The sequence below is a fragment of the Rhodococcus sp. JS3073 genome, assembly GCF_026810085.1.
In the GTDB taxonomy this organism is placed as follows: Bacteria; Actinomycetota; Actinomycetes; order Mycobacteriales; family Mycobacteriaceae; genus Rhodococcus_F; species Rhodococcus_F wratislaviensis.
The window spans coordinates 7,356,669-7,379,069 of the sequence record NZ_CP113951.1; the positions used below are offsets into that span (position 1 = coordinate 7,356,669).

Annotated in this window: 24 protein-coding genes; 13 read left to right on the forward strand and 11 right to left on the reverse strand. The window is 68.3% G+C overall.

The annotated features are described in order from the left end of the window. Nucleotide 1: 1 nt before the first annotated feature. Nucleotides 2-376 carry a VOC family protein gene (locus tag OYT95_RS33580; protein ID WP_037240741.1) on the reverse strand — a complete coding sequence of 125 codons (375 nt, stop codon included), beginning with the start codon at nt 374-376 and terminating at the stop codon, nt 2-4. Nucleotides 377-398: 22 nt separating this feature from the next. Continuing rightward, entirely contained in the window at nt 399-785 is a 387-nt protein-coding gene (locus OYT95_RS33585; protein WP_037240744.1) for a VOC family protein, read from the reverse strand. A 171-nt stretch (nt 786-956) separates the two neighbouring features. Here OYT95_RS33585 and OYT95_RS33590 point away from each other — a divergent pair, with 171 nt between their 5' ends. From OYT95_RS33590 to OYT95_RS33605, 4 genes are read left to right on the forward strand one after another with little or no spacing between them, the layout of a single operon-like run. Further along, nucleotides 957-1,241 (forward strand): hypothetical protein, encoded by a 285-nt coding sequence (locus tag OYT95_RS33590; protein WP_037240747.1) that lies wholly within the window; start codon nt 957-959, stop codon nt 1,239-1,241. Continuing rightward, the gene (locus tag OYT95_RS33595) at nt 1,238-2,062 is read left to right on the forward strand and encodes a hypothetical protein (protein ID WP_037240749.1); all 825 of its coding nucleotides are present in this window, start codon (nt 1,238-1,240) and stop codon (nt 2,060-2,062) included. The genes OYT95_RS33590 and OYT95_RS33595 overlap by 4 nt, the downstream gene beginning before the upstream one ends. Before the next feature lie 21 nt (nt 2,063-2,083). Next, complete coding sequence (locus tag OYT95_RS33600; protein WP_037240751.1) at nt 2,084-4,018, forward strand: fumarate reductase/succinate dehydrogenase flavoprotein subunit; 1,935 nt, start codon at nt 2,084-2,086, stop codon at nt 4,016-4,018. Between the two features lies 1 nt (nt 4,019). Beyond that, entirely contained in the window at nt 4,020-4,772 is a 753-nt protein-coding gene (locus OYT95_RS33605; protein ID WP_037240754.1) for a succinate dehydrogenase/fumarate reductase iron-sulfur subunit, read from the forward strand. Between the two features lie 43 nt (nt 4,773-4,815). Here the strand turns inward: OYT95_RS33605 and OYT95_RS33610 are convergent, their stop codons facing one another. From OYT95_RS33610 to OYT95_RS33625, 4 genes are all read right to left on the reverse strand, one after another. Further along, a complete protein-coding gene (locus OYT95_RS33610) occupies nt 4,816-5,487 on the reverse strand; it encodes a sterol desaturase family protein (protein WP_037240757.1) in 672 nt (223 codons plus the stop codon). Next, complete coding sequence (locus OYT95_RS33615) at nt 5,484-6,221, reverse strand: FadR/GntR family transcriptional regulator (protein WP_081792676.1); 738 nt, start codon at nt 6,219-6,221, stop codon at nt 5,484-5,486. The genes OYT95_RS33610 and OYT95_RS33615 overlap by 4 nt, the downstream gene beginning before the upstream one ends. Before the next feature lie 59 nt (nt 6,222-6,280). Beyond that, the gene (locus OYT95_RS33620) at nt 6,281-7,411 is read right to left on the reverse strand and encodes a lipase family protein (RefSeq protein ID WP_037240761.1); all 1,131 of its coding nucleotides are present in this window, start codon (nt 7,409-7,411) and stop codon (nt 6,281-6,283) included. Nucleotides 7,412-7,488: 77 nt separating this feature from the next. Then, complete coding sequence (locus OYT95_RS33625; protein ID WP_005260290.1) at nt 7,489-8,118, reverse strand: TetR/AcrR family transcriptional regulator C-terminal domain-containing protein; 630 nt, start codon at nt 8,116-8,118, stop codon at nt 7,489-7,491. A gap of 154 nt (nt 8,119-8,272) precedes the next feature. Here OYT95_RS33625 and bioB point away from each other — a divergent pair, with 154 nt between their 5' ends. The 3 genes from bioB to OYT95_RS33640 are packed head-to-tail and all read left to right on the forward strand — an operon-like array spanning nt 8,273 to nt 10,096. After that, complete coding sequence (gene bioB / locus OYT95_RS33630) at nt 8,273-9,286, forward strand: biotin synthase BioB (protein WP_037240763.1); 1,014 nt, start codon at nt 8,273-8,275, stop codon at nt 9,284-9,286. Further along, nucleotides 9,283-9,528, forward strand: coding sequence for a biotin synthase auxiliary protein BsaP (bsaP, locus tag OYT95_RS33635; RefSeq protein WP_409372239.1), 246 nt, complete (start codon nt 9,283-9,285; stop codon nt 9,526-9,528). Before bioB ends, bsaP begins: the two co-directional genes overlap by 4 nt. A gap of 10 nt (nt 9,529-9,538) precedes the next feature. Further along, on the forward strand, nt 9,539-10,096 hold the full coding sequence (locus OYT95_RS33640) for a DUF2567 domain-containing protein (protein WP_037240765.1): 558 nt from the start codon (nt 9,539-9,541) through the stop codon (nt 10,094-10,096). On the opposite strand, the gene OYT95_RS33645 is transcribed toward OYT95_RS33640, so the two are convergent. Then, on the reverse strand, nt 10,086-10,898 hold the full coding sequence (locus tag OYT95_RS33645) for an SDR family NAD(P)-dependent oxidoreductase (RefSeq protein WP_037240768.1): 813 nt from the start codon (nt 10,896-10,898) through the stop codon (nt 10,086-10,088). The two genes, OYT95_RS33640 and OYT95_RS33645, sit on opposite strands and share 11 nt — an antisense overlap. A gap of 83 nt (nt 10,899-10,981) precedes the next feature. Between OYT95_RS33645 and OYT95_RS33650 the strand changes: the two genes are divergently transcribed. Next, nucleotides 10,982-11,581 carry a TetR/AcrR family transcriptional regulator gene (locus OYT95_RS33650; protein WP_037240771.1) on the forward strand — a complete coding sequence of 200 codons (600 nt, stop codon included), beginning with the start codon at nt 10,982-10,984 and terminating at the stop codon, nt 11,579-11,581. A 19-nt stretch (nt 11,582-11,600) separates the two neighbouring features. Here OYT95_RS33650 and OYT95_RS33655 read toward each other — a convergent pair whose 3' ends face one another. Next, complete coding sequence (locus OYT95_RS33655; protein ID WP_037240775.1) at nt 11,601-12,326, reverse strand: NUDIX hydrolase; 726 nt, start codon at nt 12,324-12,326, stop codon at nt 11,601-11,603. Between the two features lie 78 nt (nt 12,327-12,404). Between OYT95_RS33655 and nadA the strand changes: the two genes are divergently transcribed. Genes nadA through nadC form a run of 3 tightly spaced genes read left to right on the forward strand, consistent with a single transcriptional unit; the run spans nt 12,405 to nt 15,876 of the window. Next, a complete protein-coding gene (nadA, locus tag OYT95_RS33660; protein WP_005247541.1) occupies nt 12,405-13,442 on the forward strand; it encodes a quinolinate synthase NadA in 1,038 nt (345 codons plus the stop codon). Further along, nucleotides 13,439-15,007 carry an L-aspartate oxidase gene (locus OYT95_RS33665; protein WP_037240778.1) on the forward strand — a complete coding sequence of 523 codons (1,569 nt, stop codon included), beginning with the start codon at nt 13,439-13,441 and terminating at the stop codon, nt 15,005-15,007. Before nadA ends, OYT95_RS33665 begins: the two co-directional genes overlap by 4 nt. Further along, entirely contained in the window at nt 15,007-15,876 is an 870-nt protein-coding gene (nadC, locus tag OYT95_RS33670; RefSeq protein WP_037240780.1) for a carboxylating nicotinate-nucleotide diphosphorylase, read from the forward strand. Before OYT95_RS33665 ends, nadC begins: the two co-directional genes overlap by 1 nt. Before the next feature lie 70 nt (nt 15,877-15,946). On the opposite strand, the gene OYT95_RS33675 is transcribed toward nadC, so the two are convergent. The 3 genes from OYT95_RS33675 to OYT95_RS33685 form a co-directional block, all read right to left on the reverse strand. Next, on the reverse strand, nt 15,947-17,083 hold the full coding sequence (locus tag OYT95_RS33675; protein ID WP_037246031.1) for an IS481 family transposase: 1,137 nt from the start codon (nt 17,081-17,083) through the stop codon (nt 15,947-15,949). 133 nt (nt 17,084-17,216) lie between these two features. Further along, nucleotides 17,217-17,846 (reverse strand): LysE family transporter, encoded by a 630-nt coding sequence (locus OYT95_RS33680; RefSeq protein WP_037237520.1) that lies wholly within the window; start codon nt 17,844-17,846, stop codon nt 17,217-17,219. 37 nt (nt 17,847-17,883) lie between these two features. Then, nucleotides 17,884-19,161 (reverse strand): glycoside hydrolase family 1 protein, encoded by a 1,278-nt coding sequence (locus OYT95_RS33685; RefSeq protein ID WP_037237494.1) that lies wholly within the window; start codon nt 19,159-19,161, stop codon nt 17,884-17,886. Between the two features lie 87 nt (nt 19,162-19,248). On the opposite strand from OYT95_RS33685, the gene OYT95_RS33690 reads away from it, so the two are divergent. Then, nucleotides 19,249-21,192, forward strand: coding sequence for an acyl-CoA dehydrogenase family protein (locus OYT95_RS33690; RefSeq protein ID WP_037237492.1), 1,944 nt, complete (start codon nt 19,249-19,251; stop codon nt 21,190-21,192). 111 nt (nt 21,193-21,303) lie between these two features. Continuing rightward, nucleotides 21,304-22,365, forward strand: a complete 1,062-nt coding sequence (locus tag OYT95_RS33695) for a zinc-binding metallopeptidase family protein (RefSeq protein WP_037237490.1) — start codon at nt 21,304-21,306, stop codon at nt 22,363-22,365. The last annotated feature ends 36 nt before the right edge of the window (nt 22,366-22,401 follow it).

Genomic DNA, 22,401 nt, shown 5'->3' on the forward strand with positions numbered 1-22,401 from the left:
GTCAGGATTCCGCCAGCACCGACAGCACGTTGCCGGCCGGGTCGGTGAACCACGCGATGTCGGGACCGTTGCCGCGCATGATTCCCTTGTCGTCCTGATCGAAACCGTCGTACCGCAGGAACTGGATCCCGCGTTCGGTGAGCGCGTCGACGGCTTTCTCGACGTCCTCGACGGCGAAGTTGAGGATGGTGAACGTCGCCGGCGTGTGGTCGGGCTTGGGGTAGATCAGCACCACGGGCCCCTTCGGGAGATGCAGGCCCAGCAGGCCCATCTCCTCCTCGGTGACCTCGAGGCCCAGGGCGTCGGTATAGAAGGACTTGGCCGCGGCGATGTCGTCGACGGCGAATCCGCTGAATGCTCTCGCATTGTTCAACATGTCTGTTCTCTTTCTCTGCCGGTCAGGACATCTCGGCCCGCGCCTGCGCGCTGAGCTGGATGATCTGGACGTAGTTGCCGTCGGGGTCGACGGCGGTGCCGAACCAGCTGCCGTCACGATCCTCGAGCGGGGACAGCCACGTCGCACCGAGTTCGTCGATCCGGCCTGCTGCGGCGCGGGCGTCGGTGACCTCGACGTTGAGGAGTACGCGGCCGGGTTCGGGATTCGTGTCGCCGACGTCGTCGCGGCGGTCGAGCATGATGTAGAAGCCGTCGAAATCGAGGACGTCGTAGCCGGGTTCGCCGGGGGTGCGTTCGACCTTCGGCGAGAATGCGGCCGTGTACCAGTCCCGCAATCGCTCGGGGCGCGTGCTGGCGAGCAGGATGCTTCCGATCGTGGCGTCGGCCATGATTTCCTCCCGGTGGGGTTCGGTTTCGGTTGTCCTACAGGTATGGACTCGGCTGCCCGGCGAAATTCATCGCCACGGCGTTGCCGGGGGCCGAAAGCTGCCCCGGGTTCCCGGAATGTCGGTAGTGTGATTCGTGTCACGGCTACATCCGGCTGGGTTGGGAGGGGTCACATGTCGACCTCCGAAATGCTCGAATTGAATCGCACCATCGACCGTCTCCGGCGCGCTGTCGGGTCGTTGCATTCGATGTACGGCGACGCCGCATCCGTGCGGCGACTGACCAACGATCTGGAACGGCTCGAGATCGACGCGCGCGACCTCGACGCATCGCCGCCGAACGTCGTCCACCGCGAGCCGGTGGAGCGAATCAAGGTGTCGGACACCCCGTACGACGCGTCGATGTGGCTCGGCGTCGACGACGAGGGGCTGGGCGGGCTCCACTACGAGCGCGGATGAGCGCGCCGCCGAAGAAGCCCGAAAGTGCCGGTGTGGGGGCGCCGACGCGTGCCCGGATAGCGGAACGCACGCTCCGCACCGACCGGTGGTGGCTGGCCCCGCTGCTGACGGTGCTCGGCCTGTCCGTCTTCGTGGTGTATGCATCGGTCCGCTCGTGGGTCCGCACCGCGTACTTCGTCGAGGACTATCACTACCTGACGCCGTTCTACTCGCCGTGCCTGAGCGATTCTTGTGTGCCCGGTTCGAGCGACTTCGGGACACCCATCGGCGAGTTGCCGATGATCATCCCGCTCGGGTTCCTGGTGCTGCCGTTCCTGCTCGGATTCCGGCTCACCTGTTACTACTACCGCAAGGCCTATTACCGGTCGGTGTGGTTCTCGCCGCCCGCGTGCGCGGTCGCGGAGCCCCATGGCACCTACACGGGTGAGACGCGCCTGCCGCTGATCGTCCAGAACGCACACCGCTACTTCTTCTACGTCGCACTCGTCGTCTCGCTGATCAACACGTACGACGCGATCCGCGCGTTCCACGGCGCCGACGGCGGATTCGGAATCGGGCTCGGCACACTCATCATGGTCTGCAACGTGATCCTGCTCTGGGCGTACACCGTCTCCTGCCATTCCTGCAGGCACGTCATGGGTGGCAGACTCACCCACTTCTCCAAGCACCCGATCCGGTACCGGCTCTGGACCTGGGTCAGCACACTGAACACCCGGCACATGCAGCTCGCCTGGACCACCCTCGCCACACTGATCATCACCGACTTCTACGTGATGCTCGTGGCCAGCGGCACCATCTCCGACCTGCGCCTGATCAACTGACTTCATCGAAGAGGGAGTGGAATGACGGAAGTCGAACGGCACCAGTACGACGTCGTGGTCATCGGTGCCGGCGGCGCCGGACTGCGAGCGGTCATCGAGGCCCGCGAACAGGGTCTGTCCGTCGCCGTCGTCTGCAAGTCACTGTTCGGCAAGGCACACACGGTCATGGCGGAGGGCGGCTGCGCCGCCGCAATGGGAAACGCCAACGAGAAGGACACCTGGCAGACCCATTTCCAGGACACGATGCGCGGCGGCAAATTCCTCAACAACTGGCGAATGGCCGAACTGCACGCCCGTGAGGCTCCCGACCGGGTATGGGAACTCGAAACGTACGGCGCCCTGTTCGACCGGACCCCCGACGGCCGGATCAGCCAGCGCAACTTCGGCGGTCACACGTATCCGCGGCTCGCGCACGTCGGTGATCGCACCGGACTCGAACTGATCCGCACCATGCAGCAGAAGATCGTGTCGCTGCAGCAGGAAGATTTCGCCGCCACCGGCGACTACGAGGCCCGGATCAAGATCTTCGCCGAGTGCACCATCTCCGAGCTGACCAAGGACGGCGACCGGATCTCTGGTGCATTCGGATACTGGCGCGAGAGTGGACGTTTCGTCCTGTTCGAGGCGCCGGCGGTCGTGATGGCCACCGGCGGGATCGGCAAGTCGTTCAAGGTGACGTCGAACTCGTGGGAGTACACCGGCGACGGTCACGCCCTCGCCCTGCGCGCGGGCGCCAACCTCATCAACATGGAGTTCGTGCAGTTCCACCCCACCGGCATGGTGTGGCCGCCGAGCGTCAAGGGCATCCTCGTGACGGAAGGCGTTCGAGGCGACGGCGGGGTCCTGAAGAACTCCGAGGGCGAACGGTTCATGTTCTCGTACATCCCGCCGGTCTTCAAAGGCCAGTACGCGGAGACCGAGGAAGAAGCAGACGGCTGGTACAAGGATTCCGACAACAACCGCCGCACACCGGATCTGCTGCCCCGCGACGAGGTGGCCCGGGCCATCAACTCCGAGGTCAAGGCCGGACGGCAGACCCCGCACGGCGGCGTGTACCTCGACATCGCCTCACGGATGCCCGCCGACGAGATCGTCCGGCGGCTGCCCTCGATGTACCACCAGTTCAAGGAACTCGCCGACGTCGACATCACGAAGGAGCAGATGGAGGTCGGGCCCACCTGCCATTACGTGATGGGGGGCATCGAAGTCGATCCCGACAGCGGATCGTCCAGCGTCGCGGGTCTGTTCGCCGCGGGGGAGTGTTCGGGCGGGATGCACGGTTCCAACCGGCTCGGCGGCAACTCCCTCTCCGACCTTCTCGTGTTCGGGCGTCGCGCCGGACTGGGGGCGGCGGAGTACGTGAAGTCGCTGCAGGAGCGGCCGGTCGTCTCCGCGGACGCCGTCGATGCTGCGGCACGGATGTTGTTGTCGCCGTTCGATCCCCCGGTCGGGGAGGGCGGCACCACCGAGAATCCGTACACGCTCCACACCGAACTGCAGCAGACCATGAACGACCTCGTCGGCATCATCCGGAAGGAAGACGAGATCGTCCGCGCTCTGGAGAAACTCACGGAGATCAAGGGCCGGATCGGGGGCGTGGAGGTGGAGGGGCACCGCCAGTTCAACCCGGGATGGCACCTCGCCGTGGACCTGCGGAACATGGTGCTGGTCAGCGAATGCGTCGCGCAGGCGGCCTTGCTGCGCACGGAAAGTCGCGGCGGGCACACCCGCGACGACCACCCGAGCATGGAGGCGGAGTGGCGCAACACCCTGCTGGTGTGCAGCGTGGTCGGCGACATGTCCGCGCATCCCGATTCGGTGGTGCCGGACGTCACCGTCACCCGCGAGCCCCAGCTCCCGATGCGCGCAGAGCTGTTGGAACTCTTCGACATCGACGAACTGGCCAAGTACTACACCGACGCCGAACTCGCGGAACACCCGGGAAGGAAGGCCTGAGATGGGTTACGACGCGCAGTTCCGGGTCTGGCGCGGCGACGCCGACGGCGGAGCACTCCAGGACTACTCCATCCCCGTCAACGAAGGTGAGGTGGTGCTCGACATCATCCACCGGTTGCAGGCGACGCAGACCCCGGACCTGGCGGTGCGATGGAACTGCAAGGCGGGCAAGTGCGGGTCGTGTTCCGCCGAGATCAACGGCCAGCCACGGCTGCTGTGCATGACGCGGATGTCGACGTTCACCGAAGACGAGGTCGTGACGGTCACGCCGCTGCGAGCGTTCCCGGTCATCCGGGATCTCGTCACCGACGTGTCGTTCAACTACGCGAAGGCGCGGGAGATCCCGTCGTTCACCCCGCCGCCAGGGCTCGGGCCGGGCGAGTACCGGATGCAGCAGGTCGACGTCGAACGGTCGCAGGAATTCCGCAAGTGCATCGAGTGCTTCCTCTGCCAGAACACCTGCCACGTCATCCGCGATCACGACGACAACAAGCCGGCGTTCTCCGGCCCCCGCTTCTTCATCCGTGTCGCCGAACTGGAGATGCATCCACTCGACACGGCCGACCGACGTGACGCGGCGCAGGAAGAATTCGGTCTCGGGCTCTGCAACATCACCAAATGCTGCACCGAGGTGTGCCCCGAAGGGATAAAGATCACCGACAACGCCATCATCCCGATGAAGGAAAGGGTGGTCGACCGCCGATACGACCCCATCGTCTGGTTGGGCAACAAGCTGCGGCGTCGCCGCCCGTGAGTACTTGTTAACCGCGGGCGGTTGAGAAGTACTCACAGGCGCGTCAGCGCACCGAGTGGAGGTTGCGGGCGGTGGGCGACTTCTCGACCGATTCGGGGTCGGGGTCGGTGCCCAGGATCCGGTCGGCGGTTCCCGAGGTGGTGACGGTGAACCAGTAATGCTCGTTCTTGTAGTGGTGATGGCGATGGTTGCGCCAGATCGCGCGGTACAGGCGGGAGTTCGGCTTGTAGTCGCTGTGGATGAGGTAGTGCGTCCATTCGTAGAGGACACCCAGGACGCTCAGCACCACCAGGAACGTGAGTCCGAGTCCGGTGCGCGGGAACGCGAGCAGCGAGATGGCGACGAGAACCGGGATCAGCCACGTCAGCGTCTGCCACGGGATGAAGACCAGTGGCACGTCGCGGGGATCGACGTGGTGCTCGCGATGCTTCCGGGCGAGCAGCGAATCGACGGTCAGGCCCAGAACCTTTCGGGGCTTCCAGTGCAGAATGCACACGTGGATGACCCACTCGGCGAACGGGAACACGGCCAGCATCACCAGCGGAAGGACGGCGTCGGTCAGCTTCCAGTCACCGACGACGAGGCGGGCGGCCACCGCGGCGACCAGCATGCCGCCGATCATCCACGGGGAGGGATGGCGGCGGAACTGGTCCGCGGCGTCGCGGAGGGTGATCGACCTGCGTTGGCGGCGATCTGCGGGAGGGTTCGTGGTCATGTGTCCTTCTCCGAATCGTGGTGGTGCAGGGTGTCGATCACGGCGGTGACGGCCGCCGTTCCGAGGTCGAGAAGTGTTGTGGCGGTCTGGCCCGCGGTGTCTTCGTCGTGAGCGGAGATCGCTTCTGCCAGCTGGTAATACAGGTCGGTGCGGCCGACTTCTGCGACCATGACGGCGGCCATCGCCGTCATGGTCGGTTCGTACGCGTTGCGGAGGCTGTTGAAGATGAGCCGGAACGCGAGGGAATCGGCCGCGTCGACGACGCGCTCCCAGAAGGCCAGGGCGCCGACCTGCTGCGCGACCGGGTCGCTGTCCGAGGCGAGGTGATCCACGGCGTCGCGGAGGGCGGCACACGACTCGCCGGTCGCCCGTCCCGCGGCGAGGCGGGCGACCTGCACGCCGATCATCCGCCGGGCCTCGAGAACGCTTCGGACCACCGCCCAATCGGGTACGCCGTCGCGGACCAGCAGCTGGGACAGCAGTTCGGGCCCGCCGTGCTGCCGGAAGTCGCGGACCGAGGTGGCATCGCCTTGCCTGACCTCGACGAGTCCGGCCTGGGCAAGCTTCTGGATCGCTTCCCGGACCGCGGGCCGGGACACCCCGAAGGCTTCGGCCAGTCGTCGTTCGCTCGGCAGGGCGTCGCCGGCGGCGAGGTCGCCGCCGAGCACACGCGCGGTGATCTGGTCGAAGACTTCGGTGGACGCGGATTTCCGCGCGATCGGCTCGAACATCATGACACGACACTAAGGCGGCGATAGGTAAGAGGTCAAGTGGTCTTACCAGTGGATCGCGACTATCCGAATAGGCTCCGGACGAACGCGCTGGTGTCGGGCAGGGACGCGGGCATGGTGTAGAGATGGCCCGTGGGATACGTCCGGAATACGAACTGCTGCCCGTTCGCGGCGAGGTCGGACGTGAGTTTCCAGGTGAGGGGGATGGGGACGACGTCGTCGAACAGTCCCTGTCCGATGAACAGCGGCCGGTCGTAGCCCCGCACGGGAACTCCGAGGGTGGTGCGCAGCGCCGCCAGGACCGCCGGGTCGCCGAGGGGGCGGGACATCAACTGTCCGATCGAGATGCCGTCGAGTTGCGGGGCCGCCTCCTCGTAGCAGAGCGATTCGACGCGATTCAGGACGTCGACGCCGAGTGGTGTGAGGTAGCTGTCGATGTCGAGGTCGGGCCGCGACGCACGCAGTCCGGCGAGTGCGTACGCCACGAACACCGTGCTCCCGGTGAGGGGGACCTCCGGGAAACCCGGGCCGACGAGGGGGGCCAGGTTTTCGAGATTGGACGGGGCGCCGGTGGCGACCGTGCCGCGGAAGTCGAGATCCGGTGCGTACGTGGTGGCCATCGACGCGGCGACGAGAGCGGCATGGCCGCCCTGCGATTGACCGAGGGCGACCCACCGGTTCGACAGGGACGGCGTGACGGTCCGCGCCGCGCGCACCATGTCGATCACACTGTGCGCCTCCGTCGGGCCGTCCAGGTACGGGTGCACCCCGGGTGTGCCGAGGCCGACGTAATCCGTTGCGACGACGGCGTAGCCCTGGTCGAGCCAGTACTGGACGTACGGTCCGACGAGTTTTCCCGTGACCGTGGGCGCGCACGCGTCGGCGATGCCGACCGTTCCGTGGGCCCAGGACACGACGGGCCACCCGCCGGGCGGCGCCGCACCGGGGGGCAGCAGGACCGCGCCGGTGCTGAGCGCGGGTTCGTTCATCGGCCCCGTCGTCCAGTAGGTGACGTACGTGGCGTCGGCGACGCCCGGTGGTCGCGCGTCCGGCGCCACCGGTGTCGCGACGACGACGGCACCCGGATCGCCGCCCGCAGTCTGTGCTGCCGCCGGGGTGGGCGCGCCGAGGAGCGACAGTGCGAGGGCCGCCGCGAGAACCATTCCGGTGCGGCGGCCGAGCGAAGACGTCATCGCGTCCGTCCCTGGGCCGTCGGAGGCGCCGCGCGGTCCTCGAGTGGCCGACGCGGCGTCGACTCAATTGTGCGCGCTCAGGGGCGGTGGGCGGAGTCTTTCAGGCGTGCGCGAATTCCGTCGACGAACAGCGACAGGCCGAAGTCGAACCGGACAGCAGGATCGCCGTCGAGGAGGTCCTCGTCGTACGCCGCGATCGGCGACTGCGGCGCATCGGGGGAGAGGGCGGCCCGGGTGAGGGCGCCTGCCGACTCCATCTGCGCCCGCGACTGCTCGTCGACCGTGTGGCCGAGGACGTAGTACAGCAGCGAGTAGGACGACAGTTCCGCGTGTTCGCGGGACAGTCCGGACCGCAGACCGACGGCGGCGAAGCTCTCCCGGACCCGGGAGTTGGTCATGCGGGACGCGTACGTGGCCGAGACCAGTTCGGCGCCGTCGCGATGGGCGAGTAGCGCGGTGCGGAGTCGGTGGGCGAGTTCGGTGAATTCGGCGTCCCAGCCGGGGGCCGTGACCGGGGCGTCGACGTCTTCGAGGATCTTGTCGGCGAGCGCGCCGAGCAGGGTCTGCTTGTTGGGGAAATGCCAGTACAGGGCGCCCGGCTGCACGCCGAGAGCGGTCGCGAGCCTGCGCATCGTGAGGTCGGCGAGGCCGAACTCGTCGAGGATGGCCATTGCGCCGTCGAGTACGTCGCCGCGTCGCAATTGCACTGTGTGATCTCCCAATCTCGTCGGAAAGCCGGCTTCGGCTTTGACAGTATTCCACCACGGATCTAACGTGAACACCGTTCAACTTGTACGGTGTTCAATTTTTCGGTTCCGTCGATCCACGACACGTGATCGGCCCGTTTTCCAGGAGATACGTGTGACATCGGCCCCGGTACAGACAGACATCCTCGCCCTCGCGCGTGAGCAGGTTCTCGAGCGCGGTGAGGCGCTGAACGAGAGCCAGGTGCTCGAGGTCCTGCAACTCCCCGACGACCGGCTCGAGGAACTGCTCGCCGTCGCGCACGACGTGCGCATGAAGTGGTGCGGTCCCGAGGTCGAGGTCGAGGGCATCATCAGCCTCAAGACCGGTGGCTGCCCCGAGGACTGCCACTTCTGCTCGCAGTCCGGCCTGTTCCAGTCGCCGGTGCGCGCGGCGTGGCTCGACATCCCGTCGCTCGTCGAGGCCGCGAAGCAGACCGCCAAGTCCGGCGCCAGCGAATTCTGCATCGTCGCCGCCGTCCGCGGCCCCGACGAGCGGCTGCTCGCCCAGGTCGCTGCCGGCATCGAGGCGATCCGCAACGAGGTCGACATCCAGATCGCCTGCTCGCTGGGCATGCTCACCCAGGAGCAGGTCGACCAACTCGCCGCGATGGGTGTGCACCGCTACAACCACAACCTGGAGACGTCGAAGTCCCACTTCCCGAACGTCGTCACCACGCACACGTGGGACGAGCGCTGGAACACCCTCCGCATGGTCCGCGAAGCGGGCATGGAGGTGTGCTGCGGCGGCATCCTCGGCATGGGTGAGAGCCTCGAGCAGCGCGCCGAGTTCGCGGCCAACCTGGCCGAACTCGAACCCGACGAGGTGCCGCTGAACTTCCTTAACCCGCGCCCCGGAACCCCGTTCGGCGACCTCGAGGTCCTGCCCGCGAGCGAGGCCCTCAAGTCGGTGGCCGCGTTCCGCCTCGCGCTGCCCCGCACCATCCTCCGCTTCGCGGGCGGTCGCGAGATCACGCTCGGTGACCTCGGGGCCAAACAGGGAATCCTCGGCGGCATCAACGCCGTCATCGTCGGCAACTACCTGACGACCCTCGGCCGCCCGGCCGAGCAGGATCTCGACCTGCTCGTCGATCTGCAGATGCCGATCAAAGCCCTCAACGACACCCTGTGACGATCATGGCGGAGACCACGGTGGGCGACAGCCCCGGGGAGCGCTACAACCCGTACACCGGCCGCCGCGTGGTGGCCGGGGTGGACGACACCGTCCCCACCGCCGCACAGCTCGGACTCGAACCGCCCCGCTTCTGTGAGGCGTGCGGCCGCCGGATGGTGGTGCAGATCAGCCCGGACGGCTGGTGGGCGAAATGTTCCCGCCACGGTGTGTTCGACTCGATCTGCGGCGGACGGCGGTAGCGTCGGACGCGTGACCACGCTCCCGCGCTTCAGGCTTCGATCTGCCGCCGGAATCTTCTGCGGGACGGTGGTGGCGAGCGCGCTCGCCGGGGTGTTGTGGGGGGTCCTCGCGCCGCCCGAGCACCTGCTGGTGGTCGCCCCCGCCCGCGGGGTGTCGCTGACGGGTGAGAGCGTGCACCGGTTCGACGCGATCGGGATGTTCGCGTGTGCGGGCCTGGTGGTCGGCATCCTCACCGCGGTCGCGGCGTGGACGGCGCGGACAAGTCGCGGCCCGGTCGCGCTGGGCGCGGTCCTGGCAGGCAGTGTGGTCGGGGCCGGGGTGATGGCGCTCGGTGGAATCGGCGTGGCCGCGCTGCGGTTCCCCGACCCCGACACCTCGACCGCAGGCACCGTCGTGGCGGTCGCGCCGGGAATCGGGACCCCACTGGTGCTGATCTTCCAGCCCCTCGTCGCCTGCGCGGTGACGTTGGTGCTCGCCGCGCTCAACCCGTACGACGATCTCGGCGTCAGCGATCCCCCGGTCGAACTCGACGAGCCGGAAGAGCGCGACGCGACCCTTACCTCGTGACCGACGTCCGCATCCGCACGTCCCCGAGGAGGCGCCCGCTGGCGAGAGCGCCGATGCGGCGCGTCGCGAACCGGGTACTGACCGACGACACCCAGTTCATCAGCCCGGAGACGACACTCGGCGGGGTGCTGCGCCGGTCCAGGGCCCGCAGCGCTGTCGACACCACCTGATCCGCGGTCTGCATGCGGCCGACGGCGGCGTCCTCGGAACCGACGACGTCGAAGAACTCGGTGCGGGTGGGGCCCGGGCAGACGGCGAGCACGGTGAGGTCGGTGCCCCGCGCCTCGGCCCACAGCGCCTCCGTGAAGTTGAGGACGAACGCCTTGGTCGCCCCGTAGACGGCCATGCCGGGAGTCGGCTGGAACGCGGCGGTGCTCGCCACGTTCACGAGTGCGCCGCGTCCCCGGAGCAGGTCGGGCAGGAACGTGTGCGACAGCTCGACGAGGGTGGTGACGTTGAGCTGGATCTCGGAGGTGAGGCGCTCCAGGTCGGCGGACGCGAAATCTCCGTGTGTCCCGAACCCCGCATTGTTGATCAGCGAGTCGACGCCGATGTCGCGGGCGGTGAGTTCGCCGCGCAACCGCTCCCCGGCGCCGGGGAGCGCGAGGTCGAACGGCAGCACGGTGACCGACACGTGGTGCGCGGCGCGGAGTTCGGTGGCGAGTTGTTCGAGCCGGTCGGCGCGGCGGGCGACGAGGACGAGATCTGCACCCCGCCCGGCGAACCGGCGGGCGAATTCGACACCGAGGCCCGCGCTGGCGCCGGTGATGAGGACGGTGGTTCCGGATACGTCGAAGGACATGTCTGCTCCTAGCGGTGGGGTGTCCTCGAATGTAGTCAGTGCCATCTATGTAGTCAATGACAACATCTTGCTAGGCTGGCGGCATGCCCGTCGCCGAACAGCCCTACCACCACGGGAGTCTCCGCCGGGTGCTGCTCGCGCGCGCCGAGAGCACGCTCGAGAAGGACGGCGTCGACGGACTCTCCCTGCGGCAGCTCGCCCGCGAGGCCGGGGTCAGCCACGCCGCACCCAGCAAGCACTTCCGGGACCGTCAGGCGCTGCTCGACGCACTCGCGGAGTCCGGCTTCCTGCGCCTCACCGCCGCCCTCGAACGCGCGGTCGAGGAGGCGGAACCGCACGCCCGGGCCCGCTTCGCCGCGCTCGCCGGTGCCTACGTGAGCTTCGCACTCGCACATCGGGAGTTGCTGGCCCTGATGTACGGCAACAAACACGCGCCCGGAGCCGCCTCCCAGGTGGTGGAGGCCGGCCACGCCTCGATGGACCTGACGGTCCGGATCGTCACCGAAGCCCAGGCCGCGGGCGACATCGGACCCGGGGACGCCTCGCGCATCGCCCTCGTCGCGTTCGCGACGTTCCACGGGATCGCGACCCTCGCCGCAGGCGGGATGCTCGACGGCGCGCCCGTGGACGAGGTCGTCACCGCCGCATCGGACACGTTCTGGCGGGGTCTCGCCCAGGGGTGAGGCGGCCCGACGTGCGGAGTCAGCTCGGTGGTCGAAGTGCCGCGAACTCGTCCGTCACCCGCAGGGTGGAGTCGGTGAACCGGTAGAGGGCCGCCGGACGCCCGCCGGTGCGGCCCGACGGCGCCGTGTTCCCGGTGGGAGTCAGCACCCCACGTCGTCCGAGGACGCGCTGGAGGTTGGTCGCATCCACCTGGTACCCGAGTGCGGCGCAGTAGATTTCACGCAGCGTCGACATGGAGAACTCGTCGGGGGCCAAGCCGAACGCGATGTTGGTGTAGGAGAGCTTGGCTGCGAGGCGGGTCCGGGCGTGCCGGACGACGGTGCCGTGATCGAACGCCGTCTCGGGCAGCGCGGACACCGGATGCCACGCGGTGTCCGGCGGCAGTTGCGGATCGGCGGGGAGCGGGACGAGCCCGAGGAAGGTCGACGCGATGGTGCGCGGACCGGGCACTCGATGCGGATCGCTGAACACCGACAGCTGCTCGAGGTGGGAGACCTCCTGCACGTCCACCTTCTCGGCCAGCTGGCGTCGCGCGGACGTGGTGAGGTCCTCGTCCTCGTGGAGCAATCCGCCGGGCAGTGACCAGGCGCCCGCCTGGGGATCGAGGGCCCGTTGCCACAGCAGCACGGCGAGCTCACCGGCGTGACGCGCATCACCGCTTTGACCTGCGGTGATGTGGTCGGGGAAGTGGCGAACCTGGAACACCGCGGTAAGCACTTCATGCGTGGTGTTACTATTGGGCATGTTTTCGATCCTAAGTCGAAAACCTCGATTGCGGAAATTCGGGCCAGCCCGCCCGAGTTCACGGTGAAGGAGCAAGCCATGACGACCACGACGTTGTGGGCGGGTACCAACCCGCAGATTCAGGACGGTCCCGGCGGTTACGCGGGCGTCGAGGCGAGCGAAGAGTGGGCTGCCGAGATCAAACGGCTGGCACGTGAGCGGGGAGCGACCCTCCTTGCGCACAACTATCAGTTGCCCGCCATCCAGGATGTGGCCGACCACGTCGGCGACTCCCTGGCACTCTCGCGCATCGCGGCCGAGGCCCCCGAGGACACCATCGTGTTCTGCGGCGTGCACTTCATGGCCGAGACCGCGAAGATCCTCAGCCCCGCCAAGACCGTGCTGATCCCGGACGAGCGCGCCGGCTGCTCGCTGGCCGACTCGATCAACGCCGATCAGCTTCGTGAGTGGAAGGCGGAGTTCCCCGACGCCGTCGTCGTGTCGTACGTCAACACCACCGCCGAGGTGAAGGGGCTGACGGACATCTGCTGCACGTCGTCCAACGCCGTCGACGTGGTCGCGTCGATCGACCCCGACCGTGAGGTCCTGTTCCTGCCCGACCAGTTCCTCGGCGCCCACGTCAAGCGCGTCACCGGCCGCAAGAACATGCAGATCTGGGCGGGTGAGTGCCACGTCCACGCCGGCATCAACGGCGACGAGCTCACCGCGCAGGCCAAGGCGCACCCCGGTGCCGAACTGTTCGTGCACCCCGAATGCGGCTGCGCCACCTCGGCTCTCTACCTGGCCGGCGAAGGGTTCGTGCCCGAGGACAAGGTGAAGATCCTCTCGACCGGCGGCATGCTCGACGCCGCCCGCGCGACCGGGGCGAAGCAGGTTCTCGTGGCCACCGAGGTCGGAATGCTGCACCAGCTGCGCAAGGCGGCGCCGGAGGTCGACTTCCAGGCCGTCAACGACCGCGCGTCGTGCCCGTACATGAAGATGATCACCCCCGCGGCCCTGCTCCGATGCCTGCTCGAGGGCAAGGACGAGGTTCACGTCGATCTCGCGACCGCGGAGCGTGCCCGCAAGTCGGTGCAGCGCATGATCGAGATCGGAAACCCGGGCGGCGGCGAGTGAGCAGCCCGGCCCGGGGGATTTCCTGGGAAGAGCACGCCGACCTCGTGGTCGTGGGCGGTGGTGTGGCCGGACTGACGGCCGCACGCACCGCCTCGCTGCGCGGACTGACCGTGCTCACCGTCAGCAAGGGTGGGGCGACGGACACCGCGACGCAGTACGCGCAGGGCGGTATCGCGGTGGTGGGTGACGCCGTCACCGATTCGGTGGAGTCACACGTCGCCGACACCTGCGAGGCCGGGGTGGGTCTGTGCGACGAGGACGCCGTCCGGTCGATCGTGGCGGGCGGCCGTGATGCCGTGGCCGCGTTGACCGATCTGGGTGCGGTGTTCGACCGCGGCCGCGACGGCGCCGTCTCGCGCACCCGTGAGGGCGGGCACAGCACCCGGCGGATCATCCATGCCGGCGGGGACGCCACGGGTGCGGAGGTGCAGCGCGCCCTGGGTGCCGCCGGGCTTCCCGTCCTGTTCGACAGTTGCGCCGTACGCGTGCTCACCGATGCGCGCGGCGTCACCGGCGTGCTCGTGGACTCGCCGCGCGGACTCGGCGTCGTCCACACACCGGCCGTCCTCCTGGCAACCGGCGGACTCGGGCAGCTGTACGCCTGCAGTACCAACCCGCCCGGAGCCACCGCGGACGGCATCGCTCTCGCGCTGGACGCGGGCGCGGCCGTCGCCGATCTCGAGTTCGTGCAGTTCCACCCGACCGTCCTGTTCACCCCCGGCGGTCTCGGACGGCGCCCGCTGATCAGCGAGGCCGTCCGCGGCGAGGGCGCGATTCTCGTCGACGCGAACGGCGATTCGGTGACCGCCGGCGTGCATCCGCGCGGTGACCTCGCCCCCCGTGACGTCGTGTCGCGGGCGATCGCGTCGAGGCTTCGGGAACTGGGTCACGACCACGTCTACCTCGACGCGCGTCACCTGTCCGGGTTCGCGCAGCGGTTCCCGACCGTGACGGCATCCTGCCTGGAAGCCGGAATCGATCCGCGCGAACAGCTGATCCCGGTCGCACCCGCCGCGCACTACTCGTGCGGCGGAGTGGCCACCGACGTCGACGGACGCACCGCCGTCCCCGGCCTCTACGCCGCGGGGGAGGTGGCCCGCACCGGGCTGCACGGAGCGAACCGGCTGGCCTCCAACAGTCTCCTCGAGGGCCTGGTGGTCGGCGAGCGGGTCGGCGCCGCGGCCGCCGAACGCGCCGGCCTCCGCGTCGAGGCGACCGACCCCGAGCGGCGGGCGCTGCCGTCCGCACCGCGGGACTTGCTGCAGCAGTTGATGACCGGCAACGCCTCCGTCGTCCGGGACGGTGCCGGCCTCGAGGCGGCGGCCGCCGCCCTGTCCGGCGCACCGCGCACGGTGCCCGAGGGGGAGACCGCGCTCGAAGACGCCGCGCTGACCCTGACGGCGTCCGCGCTGGTACTGGCGGCAGCTGCGCGGACCGAAAGTCGCGGATGCCACACCCGCAGCGACTATCCGCAGACGTCCGACGAGTGGCGTCGCAGCACGCACGTTCGCCTGCGCGACGGTGAACTCGAGCTTCTCGAACCCCAACTGACAGGAGTGCGGTGATGTCCGACCATGTCCTTCCCCCCGGTCTGGACGCGGACGAGGTGCGTGCGCTCGTGCGTCTCGCCCTGGACGAGGACCTGCGGTACGGACCGGACGTGACGTCGTCGTCCACGGTCCCGGCCGACGCGGTGGCCAAGGCGTCCGTGGTCTCCCGTGCGCACGGGACCGTCGCCGGCCTCGACGTGGGACTGCTGGTGCTCGACGAGGTGATCGGCGCGGGCCGCTACCAGGTTCTCGACCGGGTCGCCGACGGCACCCGGGTCGCGCCCGGCCAGGCCGTCCTGACGGTGACCGCGCCGACGCAGGGGCTGCTCACCGCGGAGCGGACGATGCTCAACCTGGTGTGCCACCTGTCCGGCATCGCCACCGCGACGTCCGCCTGGGTGGACGCGGTCGACGGCACCGGGGCGAAGATCCGCGACAGTCGCAAGACACTGCCGGGACTTCGCGGCCTGCAGAAGTACGCCGTCCGGGTGGGCGGCGGCGTCAATCACCGGATGGGCCTCGGCGACGCGGCACTGATCAAGGACAACCACGTCGCGGCCGCCGGTTCCGTGGTGGCGGCGCTGCGGGCCGTGCGCGCGGCGGCACCGGACATCGAGTGCGAGGTGGAGGTCGACAGCCTCGAGCAGCTAGACGAGGTGCTGGCCGAGAACGTCGAACTGGTGCTGCTCGACAACTTCCCGCTGTGGCAGACGCAGATCGCCGTGCAACGCCGTGACGCGAACGCCCCCGGCACCAAGCTGGAGTCGTCGGGCGGTCTCACGCTGGACGTCGCGGCCGAGTACGCCGGCACCGGGGTCGACTACCTCGCGGTCGGTGCGCTCACCCATTCCGTCACCGTGCTGGATCTCGGCCTCGACATGTGACACCACCCGTGAGTACTTGTCAACCGCCCGCGGTTATGTCATGTCTCAGGACTTGGAGGACAGATCTGTCTCAGGACTTTGAGGACAGTTTCTGGTAACGCGTGGTCCTGTCGAGTGTAAGTGTGCGGACGGTCGTGTCGCCGATCATCACGACGACACGATCGCCCTGCCAGTAGACGGTCGCGGTGGTGTTCTTGTGTCGGCGGCCGAGGATGATCGAGAGTCCGTCGAACTGGATCACGCCGGTAGTCGAGACGGGGCGGGTGGTGCATCCCGATCGTGCCGCCGGCCCGGGCGTCGGCTGGGCCGGATGTGTTGCGTCCCAGCGTTGGTTCGGGGTCATACCGTCGATGCCCTGGTGGCGCCTGTTGTTGTAGAGCTGCCGGTAGGTGTCGAGTTGGGATTGCAGCTCGGTCAGGGTCGCCGCCGGTGGCTGCTTGGCCAACCATTTCCGCAAGGTCTGATGGGCGCGTTCGTTCTTGCCGCAGGTCTGCGGGTGCCGGACCGAGGACGCGATCGTCACGGTCCCGAGGGCGGCGAGGTTGCGTTCGACCTCGGACATCCCGCCCCGGCGTTTCCCGGAGAAGGCGAGCCCGTTGTCGGAGAGTAGGTGTACCGGCACCCCGTGCCCGTCCATCGCCCGTTGCAGTGCCGCCCACGCGTCGGCGGAGGTTTCGGCCCGGGCGGCATACGAGCACACGTCCAGACGCGAGTGGTCGTCGAGAATCTGCAGGATGCACACCACGGTGCCGTCGGCGAGATAATGCTCGAGGCCGTCGATCTGCCAGCACCCGTTGGGGGCGGAGTACTCGAAACTGCGGCGTGAACGGGGTTTCTTGCGTGGCTGAGGAACGATCTGTCCGCACTCCCTCAGTACCCGGTACACCGTTGAGCGCGACGGGGTCGGGTCGAGTCCCTGGGCCTCGAGGCGCCACACGATCGAGATCGGGCCGTTGTCGAAGCCCTCGTCGTCGAGTTCCTTGCGGGCACGGACGATGGCCTCACACACCTCGGGTCCGGTACGGGTCGGGCTGTGGTGTGGCCGGGTCGAGCGGGTGGTGAACGCTGCGGCGCCCTCGGTGCGGAACCTGCCCACCAGGACGTAGAAGGTATTGCGGGAGATGCCCTGCTCTCGGCACAGGCGGGACACGTTCACCCGTGCCCCGCCTGCGACCGCCGAGACCGTGGCCACGATGTCCGGATTCATCGAAAACCCTTTTCCACCCATGCCCGATTGTCACGGGCACGGGTCGTCAGTGTCCTCGATGTCCTGAGACATCAACTGTCCTGCATGTCCTGAACTCAGACACAACCGCCCGCGGTTAACAAGTACTCACGGGTCAGACGGCGCGGCGCACCGTCGCCAGGAATGTGGCCGCCACGAAGAACAATCCGGAGAACGTGCGGTTGGTGGCGCGTTGCTGGCGTGGCGAGCGCATCAGCCGCAGAACCTTCGACGCCAGGCCGGTGTAGCCGGTCATGACGGCGACGTCGACCGCGACCATGGTGGCGGCGATGATCAGGTATTGGGGGAGCAGTGGCGCCGACGGGGTGATGAACTGCGGCAGCACGGCCAGCATGAAGACGACGGCCTTCGGGTTGCTGGCATTGACCAGGAAGCCGCGCAACGTCATCACCGGACCGCTGGTCTCGGCGACCTCGCCGTCGACGCCGGACACATCGGTCGCGCTCGCCCGCCACTGGCGGATGCCGAGATACACCAGGTACGCGACGCCGAACCACTTGATCACCGTGAACGCGAGTGTCGAGTTCGCGAGCAGCGCCCCGAGTCCGGCGGCGACCACCGCGATCTGCAGCAGCAACCCCAGCTGGAGACCCGCGATGTTCCAGTAGCCGCGCCGGAGTCCGAACCTCATCCCCGTGGCCATCGACGCGATCGCGCCGGCCCCCGGGGACAGGCTGATCACGCACGAGGCCCCGAGCACTGCACACCACATCTGCCACGACACCAGGTGATGGTACGACGCGCCGCGGCAGCACACCCTGCTACGGGGGATCGGTGCAGCTGAGCGGAGGATTCACGAGGGAACAGGCACCGGCACGGCGTTCGGGTTCGTAGCCGGGCGGCAGCCCGTTCGCGACGAGGTCCCGGTAGGTGGTCACCGCATCGGTCGGTCGCCGGGTGAGGGCGGGATCGGTCAGCGCGTCGACGGTGAACAAACCGAACCGGGGACGGAACGTGCCCCACTCGTAGTTGTCGGTGATCGACCAGTAGTTGTATCCGATCACCGGGGCGCCGTCCGCCCGCGCCCGTTCCATCCAGTAGACGTGGTCGCGGAGGTGATCGGACCGGGTGTAGCCGTCCGCTCGCGGTTTCCCGTCGTCGGTGGGCATGCCGTTCTCCACGACGTACAGCGGCAGTCCCGGAAACTCGCGGGTGTACCGCATCAGGGCGTGGTAGATGCCGTCCGGTTGGGGGTTGATGTCGTAGAAGTCGTCGGTGATCGCGTGTACGGCGGTGAGGTTGTCGGGGGAGAGGCCGTAGTAGTAGTCGACGCCGAGGAAGTCGAGCTTGTCGCGGACCCGGTCGACGAAGGTGGCGTCGAGCGCGTCCATGGCGGCCGGGACGTACGCGAGGTTGCTGCTCACCCGGGCGCCCGGATCGTTCTCGTGGATGAGATCGTAGGCGCGGCGGTGGACCTCGACGAGCCGGTCGAGCATCTGCGGGGCCCGGTCGGGGCCGATGCCGCCGAACGTCAGCTCCTTCTGCACGTACACGGTCGGCTCGTTGATCGTGATCCAGAGCGCGCCGAGACCCGAGTAGCGTTCGATCACCTTCTGCGCGTTTGCGAGCCAGTCGTCGACGGTGTCCGGGTTGGCCCAGCCACCCTGATCGGCGACCCACCCCGGATACACCCAGTGGTCGAGCGTGATCATCGGGGTCATCCCGCGGCTGGTGATCTCGTGGACGACGTCGTCGTAGTACCGCAGCTCGGTCTCGTCCCACACGCCCGGGGTCGGCTGCAGGCGGGCCCATTCGACGCCGAACCGGAAGACGTCGACACCCAGGTCCGCGGCGCGGGTGATGTCCTCGGTGTACCGGTGACGGAAGTCGACGGAGTTGCCGATCGCGTCGTGGGTCCGTCCGGAGTCGGAATGCCGCCGCCAGTTGCTGTCGGGCGAGGAGCCCTCCGATTGGAAGCCGGACGTCGCCACACCCCACAGGAAGTCGTCGGGGAGTGGGGCGGCCTGCGCGCCGGTGGCGGGCGCCAGCAAGCAGAGGAGGACCGCGCCGGCGCCCAGGAGTCGCGAGGGAGTCCGCATCGGCCGAAGAGTAGCGGAAACGCTGTCCCGAGTGCGCCGATTGGGTGATACTGGTGAGTAGGACTACCCGCCAGTAGGAGGCGCGTCATGGTCGACACCTCAGCTCCGAAGGTCACCGAGGAAGAAGCACGAGCGGTCGCGGAGGAGGCGAGGGAATCCGGCTGGGACAAACCCTCGTTCGCGAAAGAACTGTTTCTGGGACGGTTCCGGCTGGATCTGGTTCATCCCTTCCCCCGCCCGGCTACGGAGGACGCCGCCAAGGCCGAGGAATTCCTCATTCGCCTCCGCGCCTACTGCGAGGAGATGGACGGCAGCGTCATCGAATCCCAGTCGCGCATTCCCGACGAATACGTCCGCGGCCTCGCCGACCTCGGCTGCTTCGGCCTGAAGATCTCGGAGGAGTACGGCGGCCTGGGACTCTCGCAGGTCGCGTACAACCGGGCCTTGATGCTCGTCGCGTCGGTGCATCCGAGCCTGGGCGCGCTGCTGTCGGCTCACCAGTCGATCGGCGTCCCCGAACCGCTCAAGCTGGCCGGCACCCCCGAGCAGAAGCGGGAGTTCCTGCCGCGCTGTGCCCGCGGCGCCATCTCGGCGTTTCTCCTCACCGAACCCGACGTCGGTTCCGACCCCGCGCGGCTGGCGTCCTCCGCGACCCCCATCGAGGGCGGTGCCGCCTACGAACTGGACGGCGTGAAGCTGTGGACGACCAACGGCGTCGTCGCGGAACTGCTCGTCGTCATGGCCCGGGTACCCAAGAGCGAAGGCCACCGCGGCGGCATCTCCGCGTTCGTCGTCGAGGCGGACACCCCGGGCATCACCGTCGAACGGCGCAACGCGTTCATGGGGCTGCGGGGGATCGAGAACGGCGTCACCCGCATGTACAAGGTCCGCGTTCCCCGCGAGAACCTGATCGGCCGGGAGGGCGACGGACTCAAGATCGCGCTCACCACCCTCAACGCCGGCAGGCTGGCGATCCCGGCGATGTGCGCCGGGGCGGGGAAGTGGTCGCTGAAGATCGCCCGCGAATGGTCCGGGGTACGCGTCCAGTGGGGCAAGCCCATCGCCGAGCACACGGCCGTCGCCAACAAGCTGTCGTTCATGGCCGCGACCACCTATGCCCTCGAAGCGGTGGTGGACCTGTCGGCGCAGATGAACGACGAGGGCCGCAACGACATCCGGATCGAGGCCGCGCTCGCCAAGCTGTGGTCGTCCGAGATGGCCTGCGTCATCTCGGACGAGCTGATCCAGGTCCGCGGCGGTCGCGGATACGAGACGGCGGCGTCGCTGGCCGCCCGCGGTGAACGCGCGGTGCCGGTGGAGCAGCTGGACCGCGACCTGCGCATCAACCGGATTTTCGAGGGTTCGAGCGAGATCATGCGCCTGCTCGTCGCCCGCGAGGCCGTGGACGCGCACCTCACGGCGGCGGGCGATCTCGCGGACCCGCACGCCGACACCGGTGCGAAGGCGCGCGCGGCCGCCAAGGCGAGCGGTTTCTACGCGAAGTGGCTGCCGCAACTCGTGGCAGGCAAGGGGCAGGTGCCGACGTCGTACAGCGAATTCGGCGTCCTGGCCAAGCACCTGCGGTTCGTCGAACGGCACTCCCGCAAGCTGGCCCGCTCCACGTTCTACGGGATGGCCCGGTGGCAGGCGGCGCTGGAGAAGCAGCAGGGCTTCCTCGGCCGGGTCGTGGACATCGGCGCCGAACTGTTCGCGATGTCCGCGACGTGTGTCAAGGCGGAGATGCAGCGCGAGGAGAACGAGGCCGAGGGCGCGGCCGCCTACGAACTCGCCGACGTGTTCTGCCGGCAGGCGGCCCTGCGCGTCGAGAAGCTGTTCGACGGTCTGTGGCACAACACCGACGACGTGGACAAGCAGGTCGCGCACTCGATCCTCGAGGGGCGGTATGCGTGGCTGGAGCGTGGCGTGGTCGACCCCAGTGAAGGCACCGGTCCGTGGATCACCGAGTGGACCCCCGGCGCGTCCACCGAGGAGAACCTGGCGAGGAGGTTCCTGCACTCCACCCGCCTCTAGGCCGTCCGGTTCCCCGCGTCTCCTCGGCGGTACCCTCCGAGGAGACGCGCACACCAGCGTGGCACCCGCCTGCGTTCTCGGACGCGGGCGGGACGAGCCGAGGGAACACCAGTGCGCAGCTTCATGTGTCGTAAATGCGGCCAACGACTGTCGTTCGAGAACAGTCTCTGCCTGAAATGTGACAGCGCTCTGGGATTCCACCTGCCGAGCCGGTCCATCGTCGTCCTCGACGGCCCGGACCGCGCGGTGGTGGACGGCGAGACCTGGGTGCGGTGCGCGAATGCCGCCGCGGCGAAGTGCAACTGGCTCGTCCGGAAAGACGACGTCCAGAACCTGTGCACGTCGTGCCGGTTGACGCGGACGCGTCCCGCGGACGGCGACGACCAGGGCATGGCCGCGTTCGCGACCGCCGAGACCAACAAGAGGCGGGTCGTTCTCGAACTCGACGAGCTCGGTCTCCCGATCGTCCCCGAGTTCGAGGACCCGGGCGCCGGGCTGGCCTTCGACCTGCTGTCGAGCGCGCGGACCCCGGTGGTGACCGGGCACGCCGGCGGGGTGATCACCCTCGACCTGGCCGAGGGCGACGACGTGCACCGGGAGCAGCTGCGCGTCGAGATGGACGAGCCCTATCGCACGCTCGTCGGCCATTTCCGGCACGAGATCGGGCACTACTACCAGTTGATGCTGATCCGGGGCGACGCCGAGCGCGCCCGCTTCGAGGACCTGTTCGGGGATCCGGCCCTCGACTACCAGGCCGCGCTGAGACGTCACTACAGCGAGGGCGCGCCAAAGGGCTGGGGCCGGCTCTACGTGTCGTCCTACGCCACGATGCACCCCGCCGAGGACTGGGCGGAGACCTTCGCGCACTACCTCCACATCCGCGACGCCCTCGACACCGCGGCAGCCTTCGCGATGGCGCCCGCCGGAGCGACGACGAGCAGCGAACTCAGTGGTGACGTGGGGTTCGACCAGATCATCGACTGGTGGCTGCCGCTGTCGTGGGCGCTGAACCAGATGAACAGGTCGATGGGCCACCACGACCTGTATCCGTTCGTGCTTCCCGCCGCGGTGCTGGAGAAGATGCGGTTCATCCACTCGCTGATCCAGCCCGCCCCGGTGTGGGACGAGCCGGCACTCGCGTCGACGGAAACCCGGTCGGCCGCCGACCGGTGAAAACGGGGTGCGCCTATCCTGGATAATCGGTGTCGA